Here is an 18,719-nt window from a genome sequence, read left to right as displayed (position 1 = left end):
AATCTAATCTTTATAAAATTCGCGGCTGCAAAACACAAAAAAACAGCAATATATGCTGGTTTAAAAAAAAGAGGTTATAAATAAGTCATTTAAAACTTATCTGATAGCAGAACCCATAATAACGTTAATACAATAGCTAGACCTAATACCGTTTGAATCAAAAAGAACGCTTGATGCTCGCTCACTACTCTACTTAACGTTGGGCCTAATGCACTATATTTTACGGGCTGAGTATCAATATCACCGGTCTTTTCTTGCCCTGTGTAACAGCCTTGCAAAATATCTAAAAATTGGTGATGCTGATCATAACTCCAGTTATAAGGCTCAAATGGCATCAGTGCCTTAACTTTAGCATCATTATTCATCCAGTGTTCAAGCTCAATAGAGCGTAGCGACCAACCGGTAAAGCGACGCTTAGTCAGTGCTGAGAATTCTAATATTTTTAGGTCTTTGTGTCGATTGTCTGTCAACAAACGATTTTTAAGATTAGTCAATACTTGCTCAGTGCCTTCAATACACTGAAAAAAACAGCCGTTGCCATAACAAATAATACCCGTCATGTTATCAGCTTTGTTATTTTTTATGGAAACTTCTGCGATATCATTGAGAGTACTGGCGCCTGACAGACCAGAAGGCGTTATACGGCTGATGTAGATAAGCTCGTAGAGGTCTAGTGTTACTGGATTTGTCGAATTATTATTAATTGCTGACATTCAGTTTCTCCCCATTATTAGGCAAATCTAGCTAAGATAACTGTATGAATGTAAAAAAGAAACGTAAAAAATATGAAGACAAAACGAACGAGCAGGATTGTGGCGTTGGTTTTCACGCGTTACGAATATTTATACTAATTGTATTAAGTTAGTTACATCATAGGTTAGTTTAGTCATCAAAGCAAATTATTACCAGAAGACAACAATAATTTATTATAATTTAATAGCTAACTAATATTGCAAAGAAATTACATAGTAAAGAGATGGAATGAAAAGCCAGTGCAAGTGGTAGGCAAGCTATGAGCAACGTAAAAAAGACATAAAAAAAACGCTGACACGAGTGCGTAGCGTTCAACGATTGTATTACACAGTGGTATTACACAGTGGTATTACACAGTGGTATTGATTAGTAATGTTAATAGCTTATAAGGCTGACGATTGTGCCATGAGAATGGCAGATAGCAAAATCGCATCGTCAGGGTATGTCAGCTTGATATTTTGGCGACTGCCAGTAACGAGACGGATAGGCAAACCTAAATGCTCGAAGGCGCTCGCTTCGTCAGTAATATGCAGCTTGTGTTCAGCAACATGAGTGAGCACTCGATGTAATTGATCAATACGAAACACCTGCGGGGTTTGTGCCTGCCATAGACCATTACGATCAATAGTGCGCTCGACATAATCATGGCTGTTGGCATTATTCTTGCCTATAGGCTTTGATTCAGTTTTTGATTGGGTGTGCGGCTGATACTGGGATTGTTTCAGAGTATCTGCGACCGGTGTGGCTAAGATAGCGCCATACTGTTCGAGCTTTGCCGCTTCAATAACATGATCAATATCACGACTTGGTACCGCAGGGCGCGCCGCATCATGAATCAAAATTAAATCATCACCCGCGCCCCCTTTTTTAATGATGGCGTCTAATCCCGCATAGACTGACTGCCAACGCTCAGCGCCACCAAGGGCATACCATACGGGTAGTGCAAAATCTAAGTTTTGAGGCCTGGTATCATCTGCTGCAATAATCAACAGACAATCTTGAATATAAGCGCTACCTGCCAGTCTTGCGACACTATGCTGTAGTAACGTTTGACCATTGAGTGGTAAATACTGCTTGGGTACAGACGCCCCAAAACGGCTACCACGACCAGCAGCGACAATCATGGCATACACACGGGGGGTATTGTTCATGGCTAGACATTCAAAGTATGGATGGGGGAAAATAGAGTGCTAAACGGTTTATGATAAATAGAAGATATTAATAAGCCATTATAACTACCAATAGCGACTTATTAATAACGGCTATGAGTCGTTGGTGCGGTTGATACTTGTACAAAAGTCTCATTAGGCTTGATGAGTCCTAAATCTAAACGCGCATGCTCTTCTACCGCTTCAAGTCCGTTTTTTAGATCATAAACATCTGTACGTAACAGGTTATTAGCCCCAACTTGATTGTCATTTAGCTGCTGTTGGTTGTTGATTTTAGCAAGTAGTTTATTACTCTCAAAGTGGCCATTTTCACCCAACCAATATTGGTATTGCAGCCCTAATAGCACCGCAACGGCCAAAGCAAGTAACAAGAACTGGCTAAAGTATTTCATATGAGAACAACGCCAAACGAGATAGAAGTAAGGTTAAAAGGCTAAAATAAACAGCACTCTAGCACTAGGATTTTAAATTAGACAGTCTATGACCATAAAACAATCGTAGACTGTCTAACTGTAAACCAAGCTAGCTAGCACTCAAACCAATAAGTCTTAACTAAACGACCTGAACTGCTTTAGAATAAATGGTTGAGTATGCACGCTTCAAACTTAACCACGTAGACCGATGAACTCTTCGCGGCCACGATAGCTTGCACGCACTTGCTGTTCGATACGGAGCAATTGGTTGTATTTTGCGACGCGATCCGAGCGGCATAATGAACCGGTTTTGATTTGACCCGCTGCAGTACCGACTGCTAAATCAGCGATGGTGCTGTCTTCGGTTTCACCTGAACGATGCGAAATAATGGTCGCATAGCCATTTTTCTTCGCCAGATAGATGGCATCTAAAGTTTCAGATAGCGTACCAATTTGATTAAATTTAATCAAGATAGCATTAGCGATATGCTTATCAATACCTTCTTGTAAGATAGCAGGATTGGTCACAAACAGATCATCACCGACCAATTGCACTTTGTCGCCGATTTGTTCAGTCAAATATTTCCAACCATCCCAATCTGACTCATCAAGACCGTCTTCGATAGAGATAATAGGATATTGACGCGCAAGACTCACTAAGTAATCAGAGAAACCCTGGCTATCAAAAGACTTATTACCTTCGCCTGCCAAGATATATTTACCATCTTTGTAAAACTCACTAGCAGCGCAATCTAGGGCTAGGTGAATATCTTCTCCTGCCTTATAACCAACCTGCTCAATCGCCTGCATAATGACGGTGATGGCTTCTTCATTGCTACGTAAGTTGGGGGCAAAGCCGCCTTCGTCGCCTACTGAAGTGCTGAAGCCTTGAGACTTTAACACTGACTTTAAGCTATGAAATATTTCAGTGCCAGCGCGTAGTGCTTCTGAAAAGCTACTAAAACCGACTGGTTCAATCATAAACTCTTGGATATCAACCGTGTTGTCCGCATGTTCGCCGCCATTGATGATGTTCATCATCGGTACAGGCATGGTCAGCGAGGTTTGATTGCGCAGGTTGGCGATATATTGATATAGGGGTAAATTTTGTGATTTTGCCGCCGCTTTAGCAGTAGCAAGCGATACCGCTAGCATCGCATTAGCGCCTAGATTGCCTTTATTATCCATACCATCAAGGGCAATCATAGCATCGTCGACGCCCTGCTGCTCAGTCACGTCTTTGTCCATTAAAGCGCTACGAATTTGGCTGTTTACATTGGTAACGGCTTTTTTGACCCCTTTACCCATATAACGAGCTTGGTCACCATCACGCAGCTCTAATGCTTCACGTGAACCCGTTGATGCGCCACTGGGTGCGGCGGCACGTCCGATAGTGCCATCGGCTAAGATCACATCAGCTTCAATCGTTGGGTTACCACGCGAGTCTAAAATTTCACGGGCGCGAATGTCTTTAATTGCGGTGACGTTGTTGGTTTCTTCAGCGTACATAGTGTCTGTTAATTCCTTTGGTCATGCCAAGTTTGCGGGATAGAAAAGGGACAATCAGTTATAACAAAGGTAGGGTAAATAATCGTACCACTCGCACACTAAAAATAGCATTAAATATCTATTTAAATTGCAATATATAAGTGCCTTTAGATGTCGATTGAGTATATCAATAATCGGCTACAATGCTTGGCATCATAGCATAAATCGAATTAAACATCGCCTATCTTAATGCGAATCATTATAGATTATAACTGATTGTTCGACCCATTTTTAAATGTGATATTAGCGTTGATATCTTTATAACGTTGATATCTTTATAACGTTGATATCGTTATGAGTATCAACCCACGCTCAGCCAATTATGCAGAAACTGATTGTTGTGCGTCTGGCTTAGACGTGGTCACAGTATTCTCCAGCTCAACCTCTGTTTTGAAGCGCGTTAAGCGCAGCGCATTCATTAATACTGATATGGAACTGAGGGCCATTGCTGCCGCAGCAATCATTGGGTTTAAAAAGCCAAAAGCGGCTAATGGAATACCCAGACAGTTATAGATAAAGGCAAAAAATAGATTTTGTTTAATATTACGTACCGTTGCATGGGCGATTTTTTGTGCGGCATCGATATGCATTAATGATTCACCCATCAAGCGCGCAGAGGCACTATGCTGTGCCACATCAGTACCTTCAAACATGGCAAAACTGGCATCAGCAGTTGCCATCGCTGGCGCATCATTAACCCCGTCCCCTGCCATAGCCACTTTGCGACCCGCCGTTTGTAATTTAGCGATTTGACTGGCTTTATCGCGCGGGCTCATTTTACCATAAGCAGCTTTAATGCCCAGCTGCTCTGCCACATGATCGACCACTGACTGCTTGTCTCCACTCATCAAGATCACATCGATACCCGCCTCTTGTAGCGCCGTGATTGCTTGTGGAGTATCCGCCTTCAAATCATCAGCCAAGGCAAACGCGCCCAGTGGCTCATCATTAATGCTGATTGCGACGGTACTGGCGATTTGCCATACTTTTGGCATCATCTTTGGCAGTGTTAAATTGGCAAATTCTGCTGTGCCGACCTTCACTATACCCAGACCTGCAATGTGCGCTTGAATGCCAGCACCTTTAATAACGATGATGTCGGTCACCGATAATAGCGGCAATTGACGATCGTTGGCGGTATTGATTAATGCGGTAGCCAATGGGTGGCTAGCATGAGCTTCCACACTAGCTGCTAGTTGAAGCACATCGTCAACGGATATTGATTGATCGACCATCACTTGATCGACGATGGTGGGTTTGCCAATAGTCAATGTGCCAGTTTTATCGAGCACTACAGTGTCGATGTCGCCAGCAGCCTCTAAGCTTTGTGCGTCTTTAAACCATACTCCGTGACGTGCCGCTACCCCCATACCTGCCATAATCGCAGCTGGCGTCGCCAAACCGAGCGCACAAGGACAGGCAATGACCAATACCGACACGGCATGCATTAAAGCGATATCGACCATACCGGTCAACCACCACGTTAGCCCAAAGGTCACAAGCGCAATGGTGACCACTACAGGGACAAAGATAGCCGTTACTTTGTCTGCAAGGCGAGCCAGCTTCGCTTTAGAGCCTTGCGCATCGCTAAGCGCTTGTACCATATCGCCCAATTTAGTATCGCTACCCTTAGCGCGTACGCGATATAGTAAGCTGCCATTTTCGACCAAGGCACCTGCCAGTAGCTCATCGCCTTGTTGTTTTTTGAGTGGTACTGATTCACCGGTTAAATGACTTTCTACACACCAACCATTACCATCAATAACTACCCCATCGGTTGCTACGCGGCTGCCTTGCTTGGCGCGTAAAATATCATCAACTTGCACTTCTTGTAGCGCCACTTGATGGAAGTCACCATTAGGCTGCTGCTGTTCAACTTCATCTGGCGTCAGTGTTAGTAATAAATCAATGCTATTGAGGCTATGCTTTTTAGTGCGTTCTTCTAGGTATTTACCCGTACGCACAAAAGCAATGACCATCACGCCAGCTTCAAAATACACTTCTGCGCCGTTACCGCCACTATGAGTAGCACTTTGTAGCAGGCTGGCCAAGCTGCCATCACCATGAGTCAGCCAAATGTAAGTCGAATAAGCCCAAATAGTTACGGTGCCGAGGACCACCAGCACATCCATATTGGCCAGACCACCTTTAATCGATGCCCAGGCACTACTATAAAATGGTAATGCAAAGCCGAACTGTACAATAGTGGCTAAGACGAACTGTATCCACACTGGCGGCATCCACATCATACCCTGGCCGACCACCATACCTGCCATTCCAACCAAAAATGGTAGTAAACATAGCCAAAGCCCAATCAGTCGCCACGGCAGTTGGGTAGCAGTATCTTTATCCGTTTGGGCAAATAAACTATCGCTCTCTTGTAAGTTGGCAATGAATCCGGTCTTATTAACCCATTCAGTCACTTCCTCTGCCGTAGTCTGCGTGGGATTATAGTCCACGTTAGCAGTCTCGCCAGCAAAGTTCACACTCACCTCATAAATAGCCGGTTTTTTATTCAGTACTTTTTCTATTCGCGATGCACAGGCCTGACATGACATCCCATCAATCGCTAACTGCAAATGCGCACGCTGCGGTTGGGTTTGGGTATTCGATTGGATATCAGTTTCGACGTCATAAGAAGGGTCAGATGCTGTACTGGTAGAATCATTCATAGATAAAACTCGTCATGGCGATTATAAAATTCTAGAGGCGGTAAATGAGTGCTGTAAATAAGTGCGGCAAATAAGTGCGGTAAAAAATATACTAAACCCATCAATCAGTATCCAACCCATCGATCAGTCATTATCAATCAATCATTCTCAATCAACAGTTACCAAAATAAAGTCAGATAACAGAAGCGACTTAACTTGAAATGAGTTTATTACTTAACTTTTCAAATTAGTATGCGTTAACCCTATTACTATACTAAAAAACATATTGATAATACATATTAACTGCTTATTATTGATAAATATTAGGAGCGTTTTTTACTTTAACCAATAATTTAGTTTAGATAATTTAATAAATCAGTTGATTATACGCTATAGCTGGGCTGTCTATGACGCGTATGAGCTACTGTTTTTCTTAATATTCATGCGTTAAAAAACCAGCCGTGATAGCTGGTTTTATTATAAATATTTCTTAGTTCAAGAATTTGCGACTTCAGTTTCATAACCCGCATCTTCAATTGCGGCAGCGATTTTTTCAGCGCTGGTTAAGCTATCGTCAAAGGTCACGGTAGCTTGGTTGGTTGGCAGCTCTACAGTCAGGCTAATTAGCCCATCAATATCTCCTGTAACGCTATGTACACTCTCAACACACTTAGCACAAGTCATGCCGTCAATTTTAATAATACGCGTTTGATGTGCCATGTTAGGCTCCTTGTTATTATTTACTAATTTAATATCTATTGATGTAATTATAAGCTAACTAATAATAATTATGAGTTAACTGCTTATACGTTAAGCGATATCGGCTCTAACATCAAGCCAGTTTGGTAGGTGGTTTATTACCAACTTAATAATCCCTAGGATAAGGCGTAGCACTACTAAACAATCAGAATTAAGCATTAGACATTAAGCATTAGCAACCCTTACTCATAGTAACGTGGGTTTTGCGGCGCATCAATGGGATACGGCTGAGTGACATAATCGACCATACTAATTGCTGCTGTAAACGCATGGATGGAGGTATCGGTATCCTCATAGCGCACCAAAGCGCTACTACTGGCAGGATCAAGTTCAATAGCCGTTACCCCAGTGATGTTTTTGAGTGCAGTCATCACGCTGTCCAAGCCTTCAGTATCATCGATATTTTCGATACTTACTTTTGCAACTTTAATCGCCATAACCCTATCCTCTTATCGTTATTGAGTATCTAACCCTTTGACCAAATCATCAATCTGTTTTAGTTGCTGTAAAAATGGCTCTAGTTGACTCATACGCAGCGCACAAGGGCCATCGCATTTTGCAGTCTCGGGGCTAGGATGCGCTTCTAAGAACAGCCCTGCTAGACCAGTTGCCATCCCAGCGCGTGCAAGGGTCGTTATCTGTTCACGACGTCCACCAGCGCTATCACTACGTGCACCTGGCTGCTGCAAGCTATGGGTCACGTCAAAGAATACAGGCACATTCATCTGTTTCATGGTGTCAAAGCCAAGCATATCGACGACTAAATTATTGTAACCAAAGGCACTGCCTCGCTCACATAAGATCAGCTTGTCATTACCGGACTCCAGGCACTTATTCATGATATGGCGCATTTCATGGGGCGCTAAAAACTGGGCTTTTTTAATATTAATAATCGCGCCAGTCTTGGCCATAGCCTCTACCAAATCGCTCTGTCTCGATAAGAAGGCTGGCAACTGAATAATATCAGCGACTTCTGCCACCGGTGCTGCTTGATACGGCTCATGCACGTCAGTGATAATCGGCACTTGATACTTCTCTTTAATTTGTCCCAGCCAATCAACGCCTTTTTCTAAGCCAGGTCCACGAAATGAATGCAGGCTTGAGCGATTGGCTTTATCGAAGCTGGCTTTAAACACATAGCCAATACCCAAACGCTGGCAGATATCGATATATTGCTCAGCGATCTCAAACGCCAGTTCTTTAGACTCTAAAACATTCATACCACCAAACAATACAAACGGCTGATCGTTGCCAATATTGATGGGTTGATTGTTAAGAGGCTTGTTACCAAGGCTATCGAGCTGGATATGCGACTGTGCGGTTAATAAGTTGTCCATAAAGAGCTATCCTAGTTATTATTTTTGGATGGTGTATCAAAAAGTATGCTGAGTAAATAAAGGAGGGGTGCCAGCCAAAGCAAAGATGCTATATTTGAGGTTATGAAGACACAAATAGAGATTAATTGCCCCGACTGCCACAGTCCTAGTCTAAAGAAAAACGGTATAAAAGGCTATGGTAAACAAAACTACCAATGCAAAGACTATAAACGTCAATTCATTGGCGACCACGCCATTACCTATCAGGGTTGCCACTCTAAAACAGAGTATAAGATACGACTGATGATAGTACGAGGCTGTAGTGTTAGAGACATTGCCACTATCACCTCTGTCAGCATTGGCAAGATACTAAGCACCATAGGCTCATAGATCTATAATATCTCACCAAAGCAGCCTTACTACTCGCGTTTAGAAGTTGATGAGTTCTAGACATATGTACGTTGCAAGAAGCAGAAGGTATGGTTAATCTACGCCTATGACCGTGATACTGGTGAGATTGTTGCCCATGTCTGGGGTAAACGTGATTTAGCTACGGCCAGAGCGCTTCGAGCTCGTCTTAAGAAACTTAAGGTGAGCTATGGTTCAATCAGCATTGACAACTGGGATAGCTTTAAGACTGCCTTCAAGGCAGACCCTAAGCAGATTGGTAAAAGATATACTGTTGGCATAAAAGGTAATAATTGCCGTTTAAGACACCGGTTGAGACGAGCAGTTAGAAAGACTTGTGCTTTTTCTAAGAAACTCGACAATCACTTTAAAACGTTCAATATGCTGTTCTTTTATATCAATTATGGTTATGTCTAATGCTAGCATACTTTTTGAAACACCACCCGCTTTATGACCCCCAATCAGCGCCACACGGGTGAAGATGTTGAGATATTAGCTCAGCGTAAGATGACGATGGATCTCGCTAAAGCTAAAAACCCTATACGTTAGGCTAAACAGGTAGTGAGAAATTGCTCACCAGTTGGGCCGACGACATTGAACCCAGTAAAAGAGCAGAAACAGGGTAAATTAAAAGCTGCTTAAACCGGCTTATGGTGACAACTAGCTTGATAAACTCCGCATCCAAAAGATGGTAAAATGTCACTTCAGCTGGTTGCAACAGTATCTAATGAGTTAATGCTTTTCAGGTATTGTCTAATAACATTACGAAATATTGAGCTAATACTTTATATACATTGTTACTGTTTGGTCGCTAAGCACTACTAGCAGTGCGAAGTCTTTAAGAATTTCCTTGAGAGCCAGTTATGTATGCTCAATTCTATGGAAGTGATAGATATGAATAACCGCTCATTCGGCTTGCTCATAGCTTAGAATAATTATATCAAATATCAAATTTCATTTTTCTAGAAAGGAAGACATAGAAGCGAGCAAAGCATCTTGATTCATCCCTTCTCCTATAAAAACAATAACTCCAGGCGTAGAGTTTGTTTTCTCAGAAGGTAAAATCTCGGGTTGCTGCATTATTCTACGAACAGATTGAAGCAAGAGCGCACCTTCGTCCGTGCTCAAAACGCCTTTGACGCGTAAGATGGTTTCACCTCGAGCATGCAGCAGTGCAGAAAGCCAAACTGTGAACTCAACCCAATCTATTTCTTTGGGAATCGGAAGCGAGACGACAGTCGTCGGTGGCCCGACATTACCAATAGTGGATTCATAGGTCTCTGTTGGCGGCGGCAACCAAGGTACCTGACTCTCGACACCGAATGTTGATAGAGAAACTGATGCGGCTGGGTTGATTTTCGTCACAGTTGAGACAAGATTTGATAAAGACTGTACATGCACATCTTCTGACTTCGAAATAACGATGCGATCGGCTGAAAGGATTTGCTGTCGACACAAAGCATCACTCTTCAACGCCACATGAAAATGTAGTGCATCGGACATAATGATGGTTTCTCTGAGCGCGAAATGATAAATCAGAATTGGGTGTTCTTTAATAGCAATTATAATCTCAGCGGGGTCAGCCAGGCCGCTAGTTTCTATGATAAGAGTGTCTGGCCGATTGGTAGACTGCCCGCTCGTTCGAGACTCTGCAACCTCAAGCAACGCTGAGATGAGCTCATCTCTACCTTCAGGAGTTCCTGCCTTTCCAGTCAGAACCTTGACACTCACCGCTTTATCTAGGAGCAAGTCATCAATTGGCTGTTCGGCTGCTTCTTGAACAAAGACCTGGGCATTGCCAAACACCTTTGTAAAAAGTGCATGGCGCAGCCATGTCGTCTTGCCCGAACCCAGATAGCCACTCAACAGGATAATATTAAGACGGTTGTCTTGTGGTGTTTGCATCAGCGTAGGGCCTGCGTGGTCGATTTCAATGGATCCACTAGAAAACCTTGGATGCGCTCCACTTCAGCCCAAAGCTCTGTCAAGTTGTTAACCATCACTCTAGCCCCTCCTGGGCATATAAGTTGAATCTGCGGGATCACACCATCAGCATAAGCTGAAAACCCATAAGGTTTTAGCACCCGCTTCAGTACCGATATTCGATTAAAAACAGCCCTAAGGCGGATACCACCTTTTTGAGCCCCTGCTTCTGTCCAGTGCCCTGGGGCGGCTGGGTTTCCACAAGCATTACACATATATTTTCTCCATATAGTTAAGTTAACCTTGGCGACAATGCCGCCAAGGTTAATAGCCTTAGATGACCTCTGGTCGTTCGCCACCTTCAAACGGGAAGCGTTTGCGGAAATCTGTAGCAATATCTTCGAATGGCATCCAAACGACACCTTCATGACTGTTGATGTAGTCAATCAGTCGTTCAAGCATCATGAGTACATGTGGACGTCCAGAGACATCGGGGTGAATCGTGAAGGGAAACACAGCATAATCCATATTTCGATATACCCAGTCGAATTGATCACGCCACATTTGCTCGATATCACGTGGATTGACAAATCCATGGCTGTTAGGGACATTTTTCATGAACAGCATTGGTGGTAAATCATCCACGCACCAGTTGGCAGCAATCTCAACCAGATCAATCTCGTCGCCATGGGTCATAGGATGCATCCATTCTTCTGCGGTTTTTGAGTAGTCGATAACGTTCCAATCATCGCCAACTCGAGCATAGAAGGGCTGGAAATCACGGTAGCCTTGGCTATGGTCGTACTTAAAATTATACTTAGCAAGAATTTCAGGGGTAGATTTAGACATTTCCCACCATGGTGCTACGTAACCACGTGGACTTTGACCAGTGAGATTTTCGATGAGCTCAACGGATTTTTCCATCACGGCTTCTTCTTGTGCACGGGTCATAGCAATAGGGTTCTCGTGCAGATAACCATGCGCGCCTACTTCGTGACCATGATCCACAATCATTCTGGCAATATCAGGAAAGGTTTCGAGACTATGACCGGGGACAAAAAACGAGGTACGTAGATCGTACTTTTTAAATAACTTTAACAGCCGTGGTACGCCAACTTCTGATGCCCAAACCCCGCGTTGAATGTCTGACGGACTTTCGCCGCCGCCATATGATCCAATCCATCCTGCTACTGAGTCGACGTCAACGCCGAAGCCACAAATAATAGTTTTAGACATAATTCATTCCTTTGATAGTTTTAGTTGTGTTTCATTCCTTTATTTATTAGTCTTAACTCCGTTTTCCTCCTTTAATAGATGAATGGTATAAGTTTTGGGCTAGTACATTTTCAATGGAGAGAGCCGCCGCTAATAACTCACTTTCCCTTCCGCCAGACATTGACAGTAAAAGGCTAGTAGGCATTTGGTTTTGATCTATGCCATTAGGTAAGGCGACGCCACACCAGTCCAGAAAGTTACCGAGCGATGTGTTGCGCAGCATCAATTTATTCGTACGCAAGTACAGATCATCATCTTGTTCAAGTGGTTCAATTTCAGGAGCAGTAATAGGAGTCGTTGGAAACAGGACAATCTGATCGCTCAGAGCTTGGTAGTTTTCTTTTATTAACCTTGCTCTTGTTCTTTGGATCACGATAAAGTCGCGAGCCGACATCTTTCCAGCATCAAGAATGCGAGCAAGAACTCGTGGATCCATCCGAGCTGCATCTTCAGAATGGACAAGATCCCAATGTAGATCTAACGCTTCTGGGCCCGTTAAATAGCCATGCTCAGTAGAGAGGGAGTTTATTTTATCAAACTCGGTAAACGCCTTACGGATTACTGTGGCCCCCGCCATTTCAAGTGCACGAACACTAGTCTCAAAATTTTGAAGCACAGCGTCTTGCACATCGTCAAAAACGATATTCGTGGGAATAATAAATTTCAACTTGTATATGGGTGTCGGCTTGGGTATTGCGACAGCTCTCCCATTCAAAATTTGTGCGGTACCGATGCAACTTCTAATATCAGCAGCAAGCGGACCAAGCGTGTCTAACGTTTCTGATAAGGGAAACGCGCCACCTTTTGGAAACGCTATATTGGAACCTTTGTAGCCGACTACCCCGTTTAACGCCGCAGGAATGCGTATAGATCCACCAGTATCGCTACCGATCGCTAGCGGCACCAATCCTCGAGCGACAGCAACCCCGCAACCTGAGGATGAGCCTCCAGGGATTCGAGCCGGGCCAGTACCATTTGGGTTTTTGGGTGTTCCAAAGTGTGGGTTAAGGCCAAGACCTGAATAGGCAAATTCGGTCATGTTGAGGCAGCCAACTGAAATAAGACCAGCTCGAGTGGCATTCACAATAACATCTGCATCACGAGTAGCAGGTGCATTGGACTTAAGCACAACTGATCCTGCAGTTGTAACACGCCCCTCGATATCAAAGAGGTCTTTCCATGCGATTGGGACACCATCCCACGGACTCAGCTGTTTACCTTCGCTACGCCGTTGTTTTGAAGCATGGGCCTCTCTAAGTGCCCGCTCTTCAAGTAGCACTGTAAATATAGAAGGATCAGAAGACTTGATATTGGCGAACGTCTCCTCAACAAGCTCAATCGGACAAAGGCTCCCTTTTTCAAGTCCTACTGCCATCTCTACAGCTGAGACAGGTCCTTTTTCTATCTGGTTCATAATCCGCTCCACGTTATTGATCTTGTCAGAAATTATATTACTAATCTTTAGTCAAAAAAAGACCGTAGTCAATGCAATTTTGTTGCCAAGCTTGCTATCCATGCAGTGGACTATAGAGGCCTTTTAATAAACCCCTAATGTGTAAACTATCATTTGATATACTCAATATTTGTCCGTTCAATTAAAGTATTACATGCAAAGATTAAAATATTTTGGAATCTTAAAATTCCAAGATGATTAGTTAATTTAAACTACATCACGTCGCCGCTATTAGGCCCAAGAGTTTGGCCAAGATATAGATCGCCATCTGGTGAAGAGGCTAACATTAACGCTGTAGGCGCTACCTCTTTAGCTTTTCCAAACTGTAGTGGTCAACTAATTTAGGACAGCTAGTAAGAGGTTTTGGTTGAAGTATCGTTTCTCTTTCTCTGCTGGTGGCAAATAGCCATTAAAACTGTGGGGTCTCACGGTTTGATAGTAACCCCAGATATAATCAATAATGGCGCTTTTAGCCTCAGATATGTTCTCGTAACCACCCTTTGGCATCCACTCCGTTTTAAAGCTTCTGAAGAAGCGTTCAGTTGGCGCGTTATCCCATGAGCGAGGATTAGTAAAGCACTGCTTTGCCCGAGTGCAAGTTGAAGGACTATGCCCGTAGTTGTTACCTTTTCGGCTCATACTCTGTGTCATACCGTCACAATCAGCGACTGATTCGGCGAATTTCTTACTGGTGTAGTGCGTCCCTTGATCAGAATGAAACAGCACACTACTGGGTTTGAGTCTAGTGTGATACGCCATCTGTAGCGCTTTAGTTGTCAGCTTGCTGTCAGGCGAATCTGATACGGCAAAGCCCACTACACGCCGAGCATATAAATCTAACACCACAGCAAAATAATACCAACCGCCTCTGATACGAGTATAAGTGACATCGCCTGTCCAGATTTGATTGGGCGCTGTTGGACTGAAATTTCTATTTAAGATATTGTTATACGTTTCATGCGGCTCATCAGCGTGCTTATATTTGTGCGTCTTTCGCTGACAGCTTTTAAGTCCCATTTGTGACATCAGTTTACTCACTATATAGCGAGTTAGCTTGATGTCATGTTCATTCATTAACATAGCAACAATACTGCGAGCCCCTGCTGAGTGCTTTGAGTCGTTGAATATTTGACGTATTAAGGCCTTGTGTTTAAAGCTTTTAAGTTTAATTGCCTTGCGCTGCCATCCATAATAATAGCTGCTCTTGATAACGCCAAACAGCCTACAAAGTCGACTTTTACTGACCTGTTTGTCTTGCTCTGCCAGATGTCTTATCAACGATAGCCGTTCAGACTGTCCAATGCTAGCAGAGCGGAGGCCTTTTTTAAAATGTCGCGCTCCATCCTCAAGCGCTTATTCTCTTCACGCAGTTCTTGTAGCTCTCGCTGCTCGTCAGTTAAGGCATTGCCAGTTATAGGTGCTTGGCCACTTATTTCTTGACGGTATTGACTCAGCTATTTCTGCAGGGTGGATTTACCAATACCCAGCGAGCTTGCCACATCGAGTATTTTATTTTTGTAATCAACGACTAAGCTAATGGCTTCTAATTTGAATTCTCGGGTATATTGGTTGCGCTTGTTGGTCATACTATCTTCCTTCTTTGGGTTAGTATAATCTCTTAGGTGCTGTCCAATTTAATTATGCTACTACAATTCTTCTTGGTGTGTTTATCACGACAAAAAGAGTAATTTTTTGATTCATGGCGTTGATTCCTTGCAAATGTAGACAGTATATAGCGTTAAGCTATACACCAGCATGAAAAATGTCCATTACACCTAATTATTCATTATGGAATCATAAGTGTAAGGCATCATATCCTTACATCCTTGATTATCTAAACCAAATTCTTTCAAATATCTTTTGAATACACTTGTTTTATAATTGACTTCGTTTACATCATCTTTTGTCAAAAAACTTCCTATAACCTGAGGATTTTTCCCAATAAGACTCTGGGATTTTTCTAGAGCTATTACTGTTATACATAGTGATTGGGCAGATGTAACATATAGTAATTGAAGGTTATCTGAGTTCACATTAGGCTCTTTTGCTAATTTATTTAATTTATCGACTTCGCTAAAAAAATTAGTAGATTGAATTATAAAAGTAGTATTTAGCGAATCAAACTTTTTCATGAAATCATTTTCATCATATGAAAATGCCGGGTTAATCTGAAAAAATATTAAAAAAGCTATAAATAATATTTTCATGCCTTACAACCTTAATTTAAAAAAAATGTTGAACAAAATAACCATTATTGCACGGTCTAAATCTAAGAAAGGATTGAATCATATTACCAGCTAGCCTTTATAAATTTAACAACTCGCAATGAGCAATGATTCTGAAAGAGTTATCCGATAAATAAAATTACTAAGGATTTAACTCAGCAGGATCAGTAATCACATGCATTACTACAGTTTTGCGATCTTTACCTACGACTTGCATCGCCTCTGCCACTTGCTCTTCGACTCGCTCATTACTATTTACCGTAATACCATGAGCGCCAAAAGACTGCGCCATCAAAGAAAAATCAGGGTTTTGTAGCTGTGTACCTGACACCCGATCCGGATAATGAGCCTCTTGGTGCTGACGAATAGTACCAAACTGACCATTATCCATAACAATAATCAAAATGGGAGCCTCATAACGTACCGAAGTAGATAATTCCGCCTCGTTCATCATAAACTCACCATCGCCGGTAACAACAACGGATAAACGCTCAGGAGACTCTAAGGCAGCAGCGATACCCGCAGGCACACTATAGCCCATTGCCCCATTTCTACTGCTTAACTGACTTGGAAACACCTTCGTTGGTAGAAACTTCTGCGCCCACAAACAATGATTGCCTGCACCGAAGCTATATACGGCATCTTCTGGAAGCAGTTTGATCAGCTCTTTCATCACCAAAGTCATACTAGCATATTGTTCATTACTATTAGAAGAAAGAGTAATTTCTGGGAAAGCGCTATCTTGACGCTGTTGTTTATGACAGTAGTTGAACCATGAAAGACGTGACTTAGCCCCAAGTTCGTCGAATTTATATTCAGCAATTACCTTTATAAAACTAATAGGACTTGCGGCAATATGAGAAGTGGTAGTGCCGCTATGACCGCGTAAACTGGTATCTAAATTGACAACATAATTGATTTGATCGAATGATTGACGCAAGGTGTAACCATCACTAGCCACATCGCCAAGTACAGTACCTATCGTCAACAAAACATCCGCTGAATCTAGTAAATCTGCACATCCATCTGCTCGACCATACCCTAAGTAACCTGCATGAGCGGGCGAATCAAATGGGATTCTGTCAGAGGCTCGCCAATCATGTATGATGGGGATATGGTTATCTTCGGCAAACTTAGTTAGTTTTCGACATGTTTGAGCGTCCCAATTTTGACCACCAACAAACATTAAAGGTTTTTTAGCAACAGATAGTGCATCAATTATTGATTGCAACTCTGATTGTGTAACTGCGCCTTGAGCTACAGGAATAACAGGGTGCTTCTGACCTTCAAATGGCTGCTGAATAATATCTTCAGGTAATCCAACTACAACAGGTCCTGGTCGACCTTCTAAGGCAGCATGAAATGCTTTGGCAACAATTTCTGATGCCCTAGAGACTTCGTCAAGAATGAAAACCTGTTTGCATTGACTACTGAACCACTGTATCGGATCAAACTCTTGGAATGACTCACGCTGCCTATCAGCAACTGGTATAAGTCCGACAAATAATATCAACGGCACACCGTCTTGCCAAGCCGTATGAATGCCAGTATAAGCTTGCGCAGCGCCGGGACCACGGGTCACCATGGCAATACCAGGCTTACCCGTAAATTTACCATGCGAATCAGCCATATAAGTACACGCAGCTTCGTGACGGCAAACAATGATTTGAATATCAGAGTTATAAAGGCCATCAAGTACTGCTAAATAACTTTCACCCGGTACTATAAAAGCTCGATCTACTCCGTGTTGCTCAAGGCTATCTACAATAGCTTGACCGCCATGTTTTAAATCACTCATCTTTTACCCCTAAACTATTTTAAAAAATTTAAGCACAATGCCATTATTGAAATTGTGAATTATCTGATTACCCTATGAGTTCCTTTGTTAGGATAATCATGGGACAACCACTTCAAATACTAGGGCGTGTTGAACATTGGCGATAAAGTGTTGGCAAAAAAATAGCGACGCAGTAATCTTTAAGTTCTCATACCAAAAGATCCTGTTCGCTATACCTCGCACCATGCTCAAAGATGAACACTGGACCAGACTAAGACCTATCTTACTAGAACTGAATATTTATGACAAAGCAAATCTGAGACGTACCGTCGAAGGTATTCTTTATCGGATGCGGGTTGGTTGCCCTTGGCGTGACTTACCCGAGTATTTTGGTAAGCCCAATACCGTCTACAAAGCCTATCAGCGTTGATTTCGTAGCAATAAGCTCATTGCCCTGTTTACTTTATTAATCAAAGACTCAGACTGTGAGTGGGTTTTTATTGATGGTACTCATATTAAAGCGCATAAGCATAGTAGTGGTGGTCATGAGAACATGCAAGGTATCAGTAAAAGCGCGGCAGGACGTGCAACCAAGATCCATTTAGCGGTTGATGCTCATGGTGACCCAATCACTTTTATCTTATCAGATGGCACCACTCATGATGTGAAGATATCACCTGAATTAGTTGATAAGATAAATTTAAGCGACACAGTGACCGTATGTGCTGATAAGGGCTATGGTTCTGATGCATTACGATCTCATCTTAAACAAGCTGGTTCCTGTGATAACATTCCTCGCAAACAGAACACTAAGTTCACTAACAACCATATAGACTGGCACTTGTACAAGGCTCGACACTTAGTAGAAAACGCTTTCGCTAAACTAAAAAACTGTAGAGCGGTGGCAACTAGATTTGATAAGCTCAAGCAGAGTTATGAGAATACGGTAGCTCTTGCTTGTGCTTATCTCTGGCTGAAGTTATAAATGTTCAACACGCCCTAGTTATCATTTTTGAGTAAAAAACTATACTTGAGCAAAGAATTTGTCA

Annotated in this window: 15 protein-coding genes and 2 pseudogenes; 2 read left to right on the top strand and 15 right to left on the bottom strand. The window is 42.6% G+C overall.

The window, feature by feature from the left end:
* Window positions 1–89: 89 nt before the first annotated feature.
* The 8 genes from H4W00_RS05905 to kdsA form a co-directional block, all read right to left on the bottom strand.
* Window positions 90–713 carry a BLUF domain-containing protein gene (locus H4W00_RS05905; RefSeq protein WP_209956666.1) on the bottom strand — a complete coding sequence of 208 codons (624 nt, stop codon included), beginning with the start codon at window positions 711–713 and terminating at the stop codon, window positions 90–92.
* Between the two features lie 423 nt (window positions 714–1,136).
* Window positions 1,137–1,904, bottom strand: coding sequence for a 2-C-methyl-D-erythritol 4-phosphate cytidylyltransferase (gene ispD, locus H4W00_RS05900; RefSeq protein ID WP_209956665.1), 768 nt, complete (start codon window positions 1,902–1,904; stop codon window positions 1,137–1,139).
* A 101-nt stretch (window positions 1,905–2,005) separates the two neighbouring features.
* A complete protein-coding gene (locus H4W00_RS05895; RefSeq protein ID WP_209956664.1) occupies window positions 2,006–2,314 on the bottom strand; it encodes an FtsB family cell division protein in 309 nt (102 codons plus the stop codon).
* Window positions 2,315–2,527: 213 nt separating this feature from the next.
* Complete coding sequence (gene eno, locus H4W00_RS05890) at window positions 2,528–3,844, bottom strand: phosphopyruvate hydratase (protein WP_209956663.1); 1,317 nt, start codon at window positions 3,842–3,844, stop codon at window positions 2,528–2,530.
* 359 nt (window positions 3,845–4,203) lie between these two features.
* Window positions 4,204–6,555, bottom strand: coding sequence for a heavy metal translocating P-type ATPase (locus H4W00_RS05885; RefSeq protein WP_209956662.1), 2,352 nt, complete (start codon window positions 6,553–6,555; stop codon window positions 4,204–4,206).
* A 474-nt stretch (window positions 6,556–7,029) separates the two neighbouring features.
* Window positions 7,030–7,254: a heavy-metal-associated domain-containing protein gene (locus H4W00_RS05880; RefSeq protein WP_209956661.1), complete on the bottom strand. Its 225-nt coding sequence runs from the start codon at window positions 7,252–7,254 to the stop codon at window positions 7,030–7,032.
* Between the two features lie 221 nt (window positions 7,255–7,475).
* On the bottom strand, window positions 7,476–7,730 hold the full coding sequence (locus tag H4W00_RS05875) for a hypothetical protein (protein ID WP_209956660.1): 255 nt from the start codon (window positions 7,728–7,730) through the stop codon (window positions 7,476–7,478).
* A gap of 18 nt (window positions 7,731–7,748) precedes the next feature.
* Entirely contained in the window at window positions 7,749–8,630 is an 882-nt protein-coding gene (gene kdsA / locus H4W00_RS05870) for a 3-deoxy-8-phosphooctulonate synthase (protein ID WP_209956659.1), read from the bottom strand.
* Window positions 8,631–8,732: 102 nt separating this feature from the next.
* On the opposite strand from kdsA, the pseudogene H4W00_RS05865 reads away from it, so the two are divergent.
* Window positions 8,733–9,434 (top strand): annotated as a pseudogene (locus H4W00_RS05865) (IS1 family transposase).
* A 537-nt stretch (window positions 9,435–9,971) separates the two neighbouring features.
* Here H4W00_RS05865 and H4W00_RS05860 read toward each other — a convergent pair.
* From H4W00_RS05860 to H4W00_RS05825, 7 genes are all read right to left on the bottom strand, one after another.
* Entirely contained in the window at window positions 9,972–10,922 is a 951-nt protein-coding gene (locus H4W00_RS05860) for a CobW family GTP-binding protein (protein ID WP_209956658.1), read from the bottom strand.
* A gap of 351 nt (window positions 10,923–11,273) precedes the next feature.
* Window positions 11,274–12,176, bottom strand: coding sequence for a polysaccharide deacetylase family protein (locus H4W00_RS05855; RefSeq protein WP_209956657.1), 903 nt, complete (start codon window positions 12,174–12,176; stop codon window positions 11,274–11,276).
* 52 nt (window positions 12,177–12,228) lie between these two features.
* Entirely contained in the window at window positions 12,229–13,629 is a 1,401-nt protein-coding gene (locus H4W00_RS05850; protein WP_209956656.1) for an amidase family protein, read from the bottom strand.
* Between the two features lie 375 nt (window positions 13,630–14,004).
* Complete coding sequence (locus H4W00_RS05840; protein ID WP_334684994.1) at window positions 14,005–14,970, bottom strand: IS3 family transposase; 966 nt, start codon at window positions 14,968–14,970, stop codon at window positions 14,005–14,007.
* 152 nt (window positions 14,971–15,122) lie between these two features.
* The gene (locus H4W00_RS05835; RefSeq protein WP_209956654.1) at window positions 15,123–15,254 is read right to left on the bottom strand and encodes a transposase; all 132 of its coding nucleotides are present in this window, start codon (window positions 15,252–15,254) and stop codon (window positions 15,123–15,125) included.
* A 189-nt stretch (window positions 15,255–15,443) separates the two neighbouring features.
* Window positions 15,444–15,875: a hypothetical protein gene (locus tag H4W00_RS05830; RefSeq protein ID WP_209956653.1), complete on the bottom strand. Its 432-nt coding sequence runs from the start codon at window positions 15,873–15,875 to the stop codon at window positions 15,444–15,446.
* Window positions 15,876–16,035: 160 nt separating this feature from the next.
* On the bottom strand, window positions 16,036–17,691 hold the full coding sequence (locus H4W00_RS05825; RefSeq protein WP_209956652.1) for a thiamine pyrophosphate-dependent enzyme: 1,656 nt from the start codon (window positions 17,689–17,691) through the stop codon (window positions 16,036–16,038).
* A gap of 211 nt (window positions 17,692–17,902) precedes the next feature.
* On the opposite strand from H4W00_RS05825, the pseudogene H4W00_RS05820 reads away from it, so the two are divergent.
* Window positions 17,903–18,655 (top strand): annotated as a pseudogene (locus H4W00_RS05820) (IS5 family transposase).
* Window positions 18,656–18,719: the final 64 nt, after the last annotated feature.

The organism is Psychrobacter sp. PL19 (assembly GCF_017875835.1).
Taxonomy (GTDB): Bacteria; Pseudomonadota; Gammaproteobacteria; order Pseudomonadales; family Moraxellaceae; genus Psychrobacter.
The sequence above is the reverse complement of the archived record's forward strand: the minus strand, read 5'-3'. Positions and strand labels throughout refer to the sequence as shown.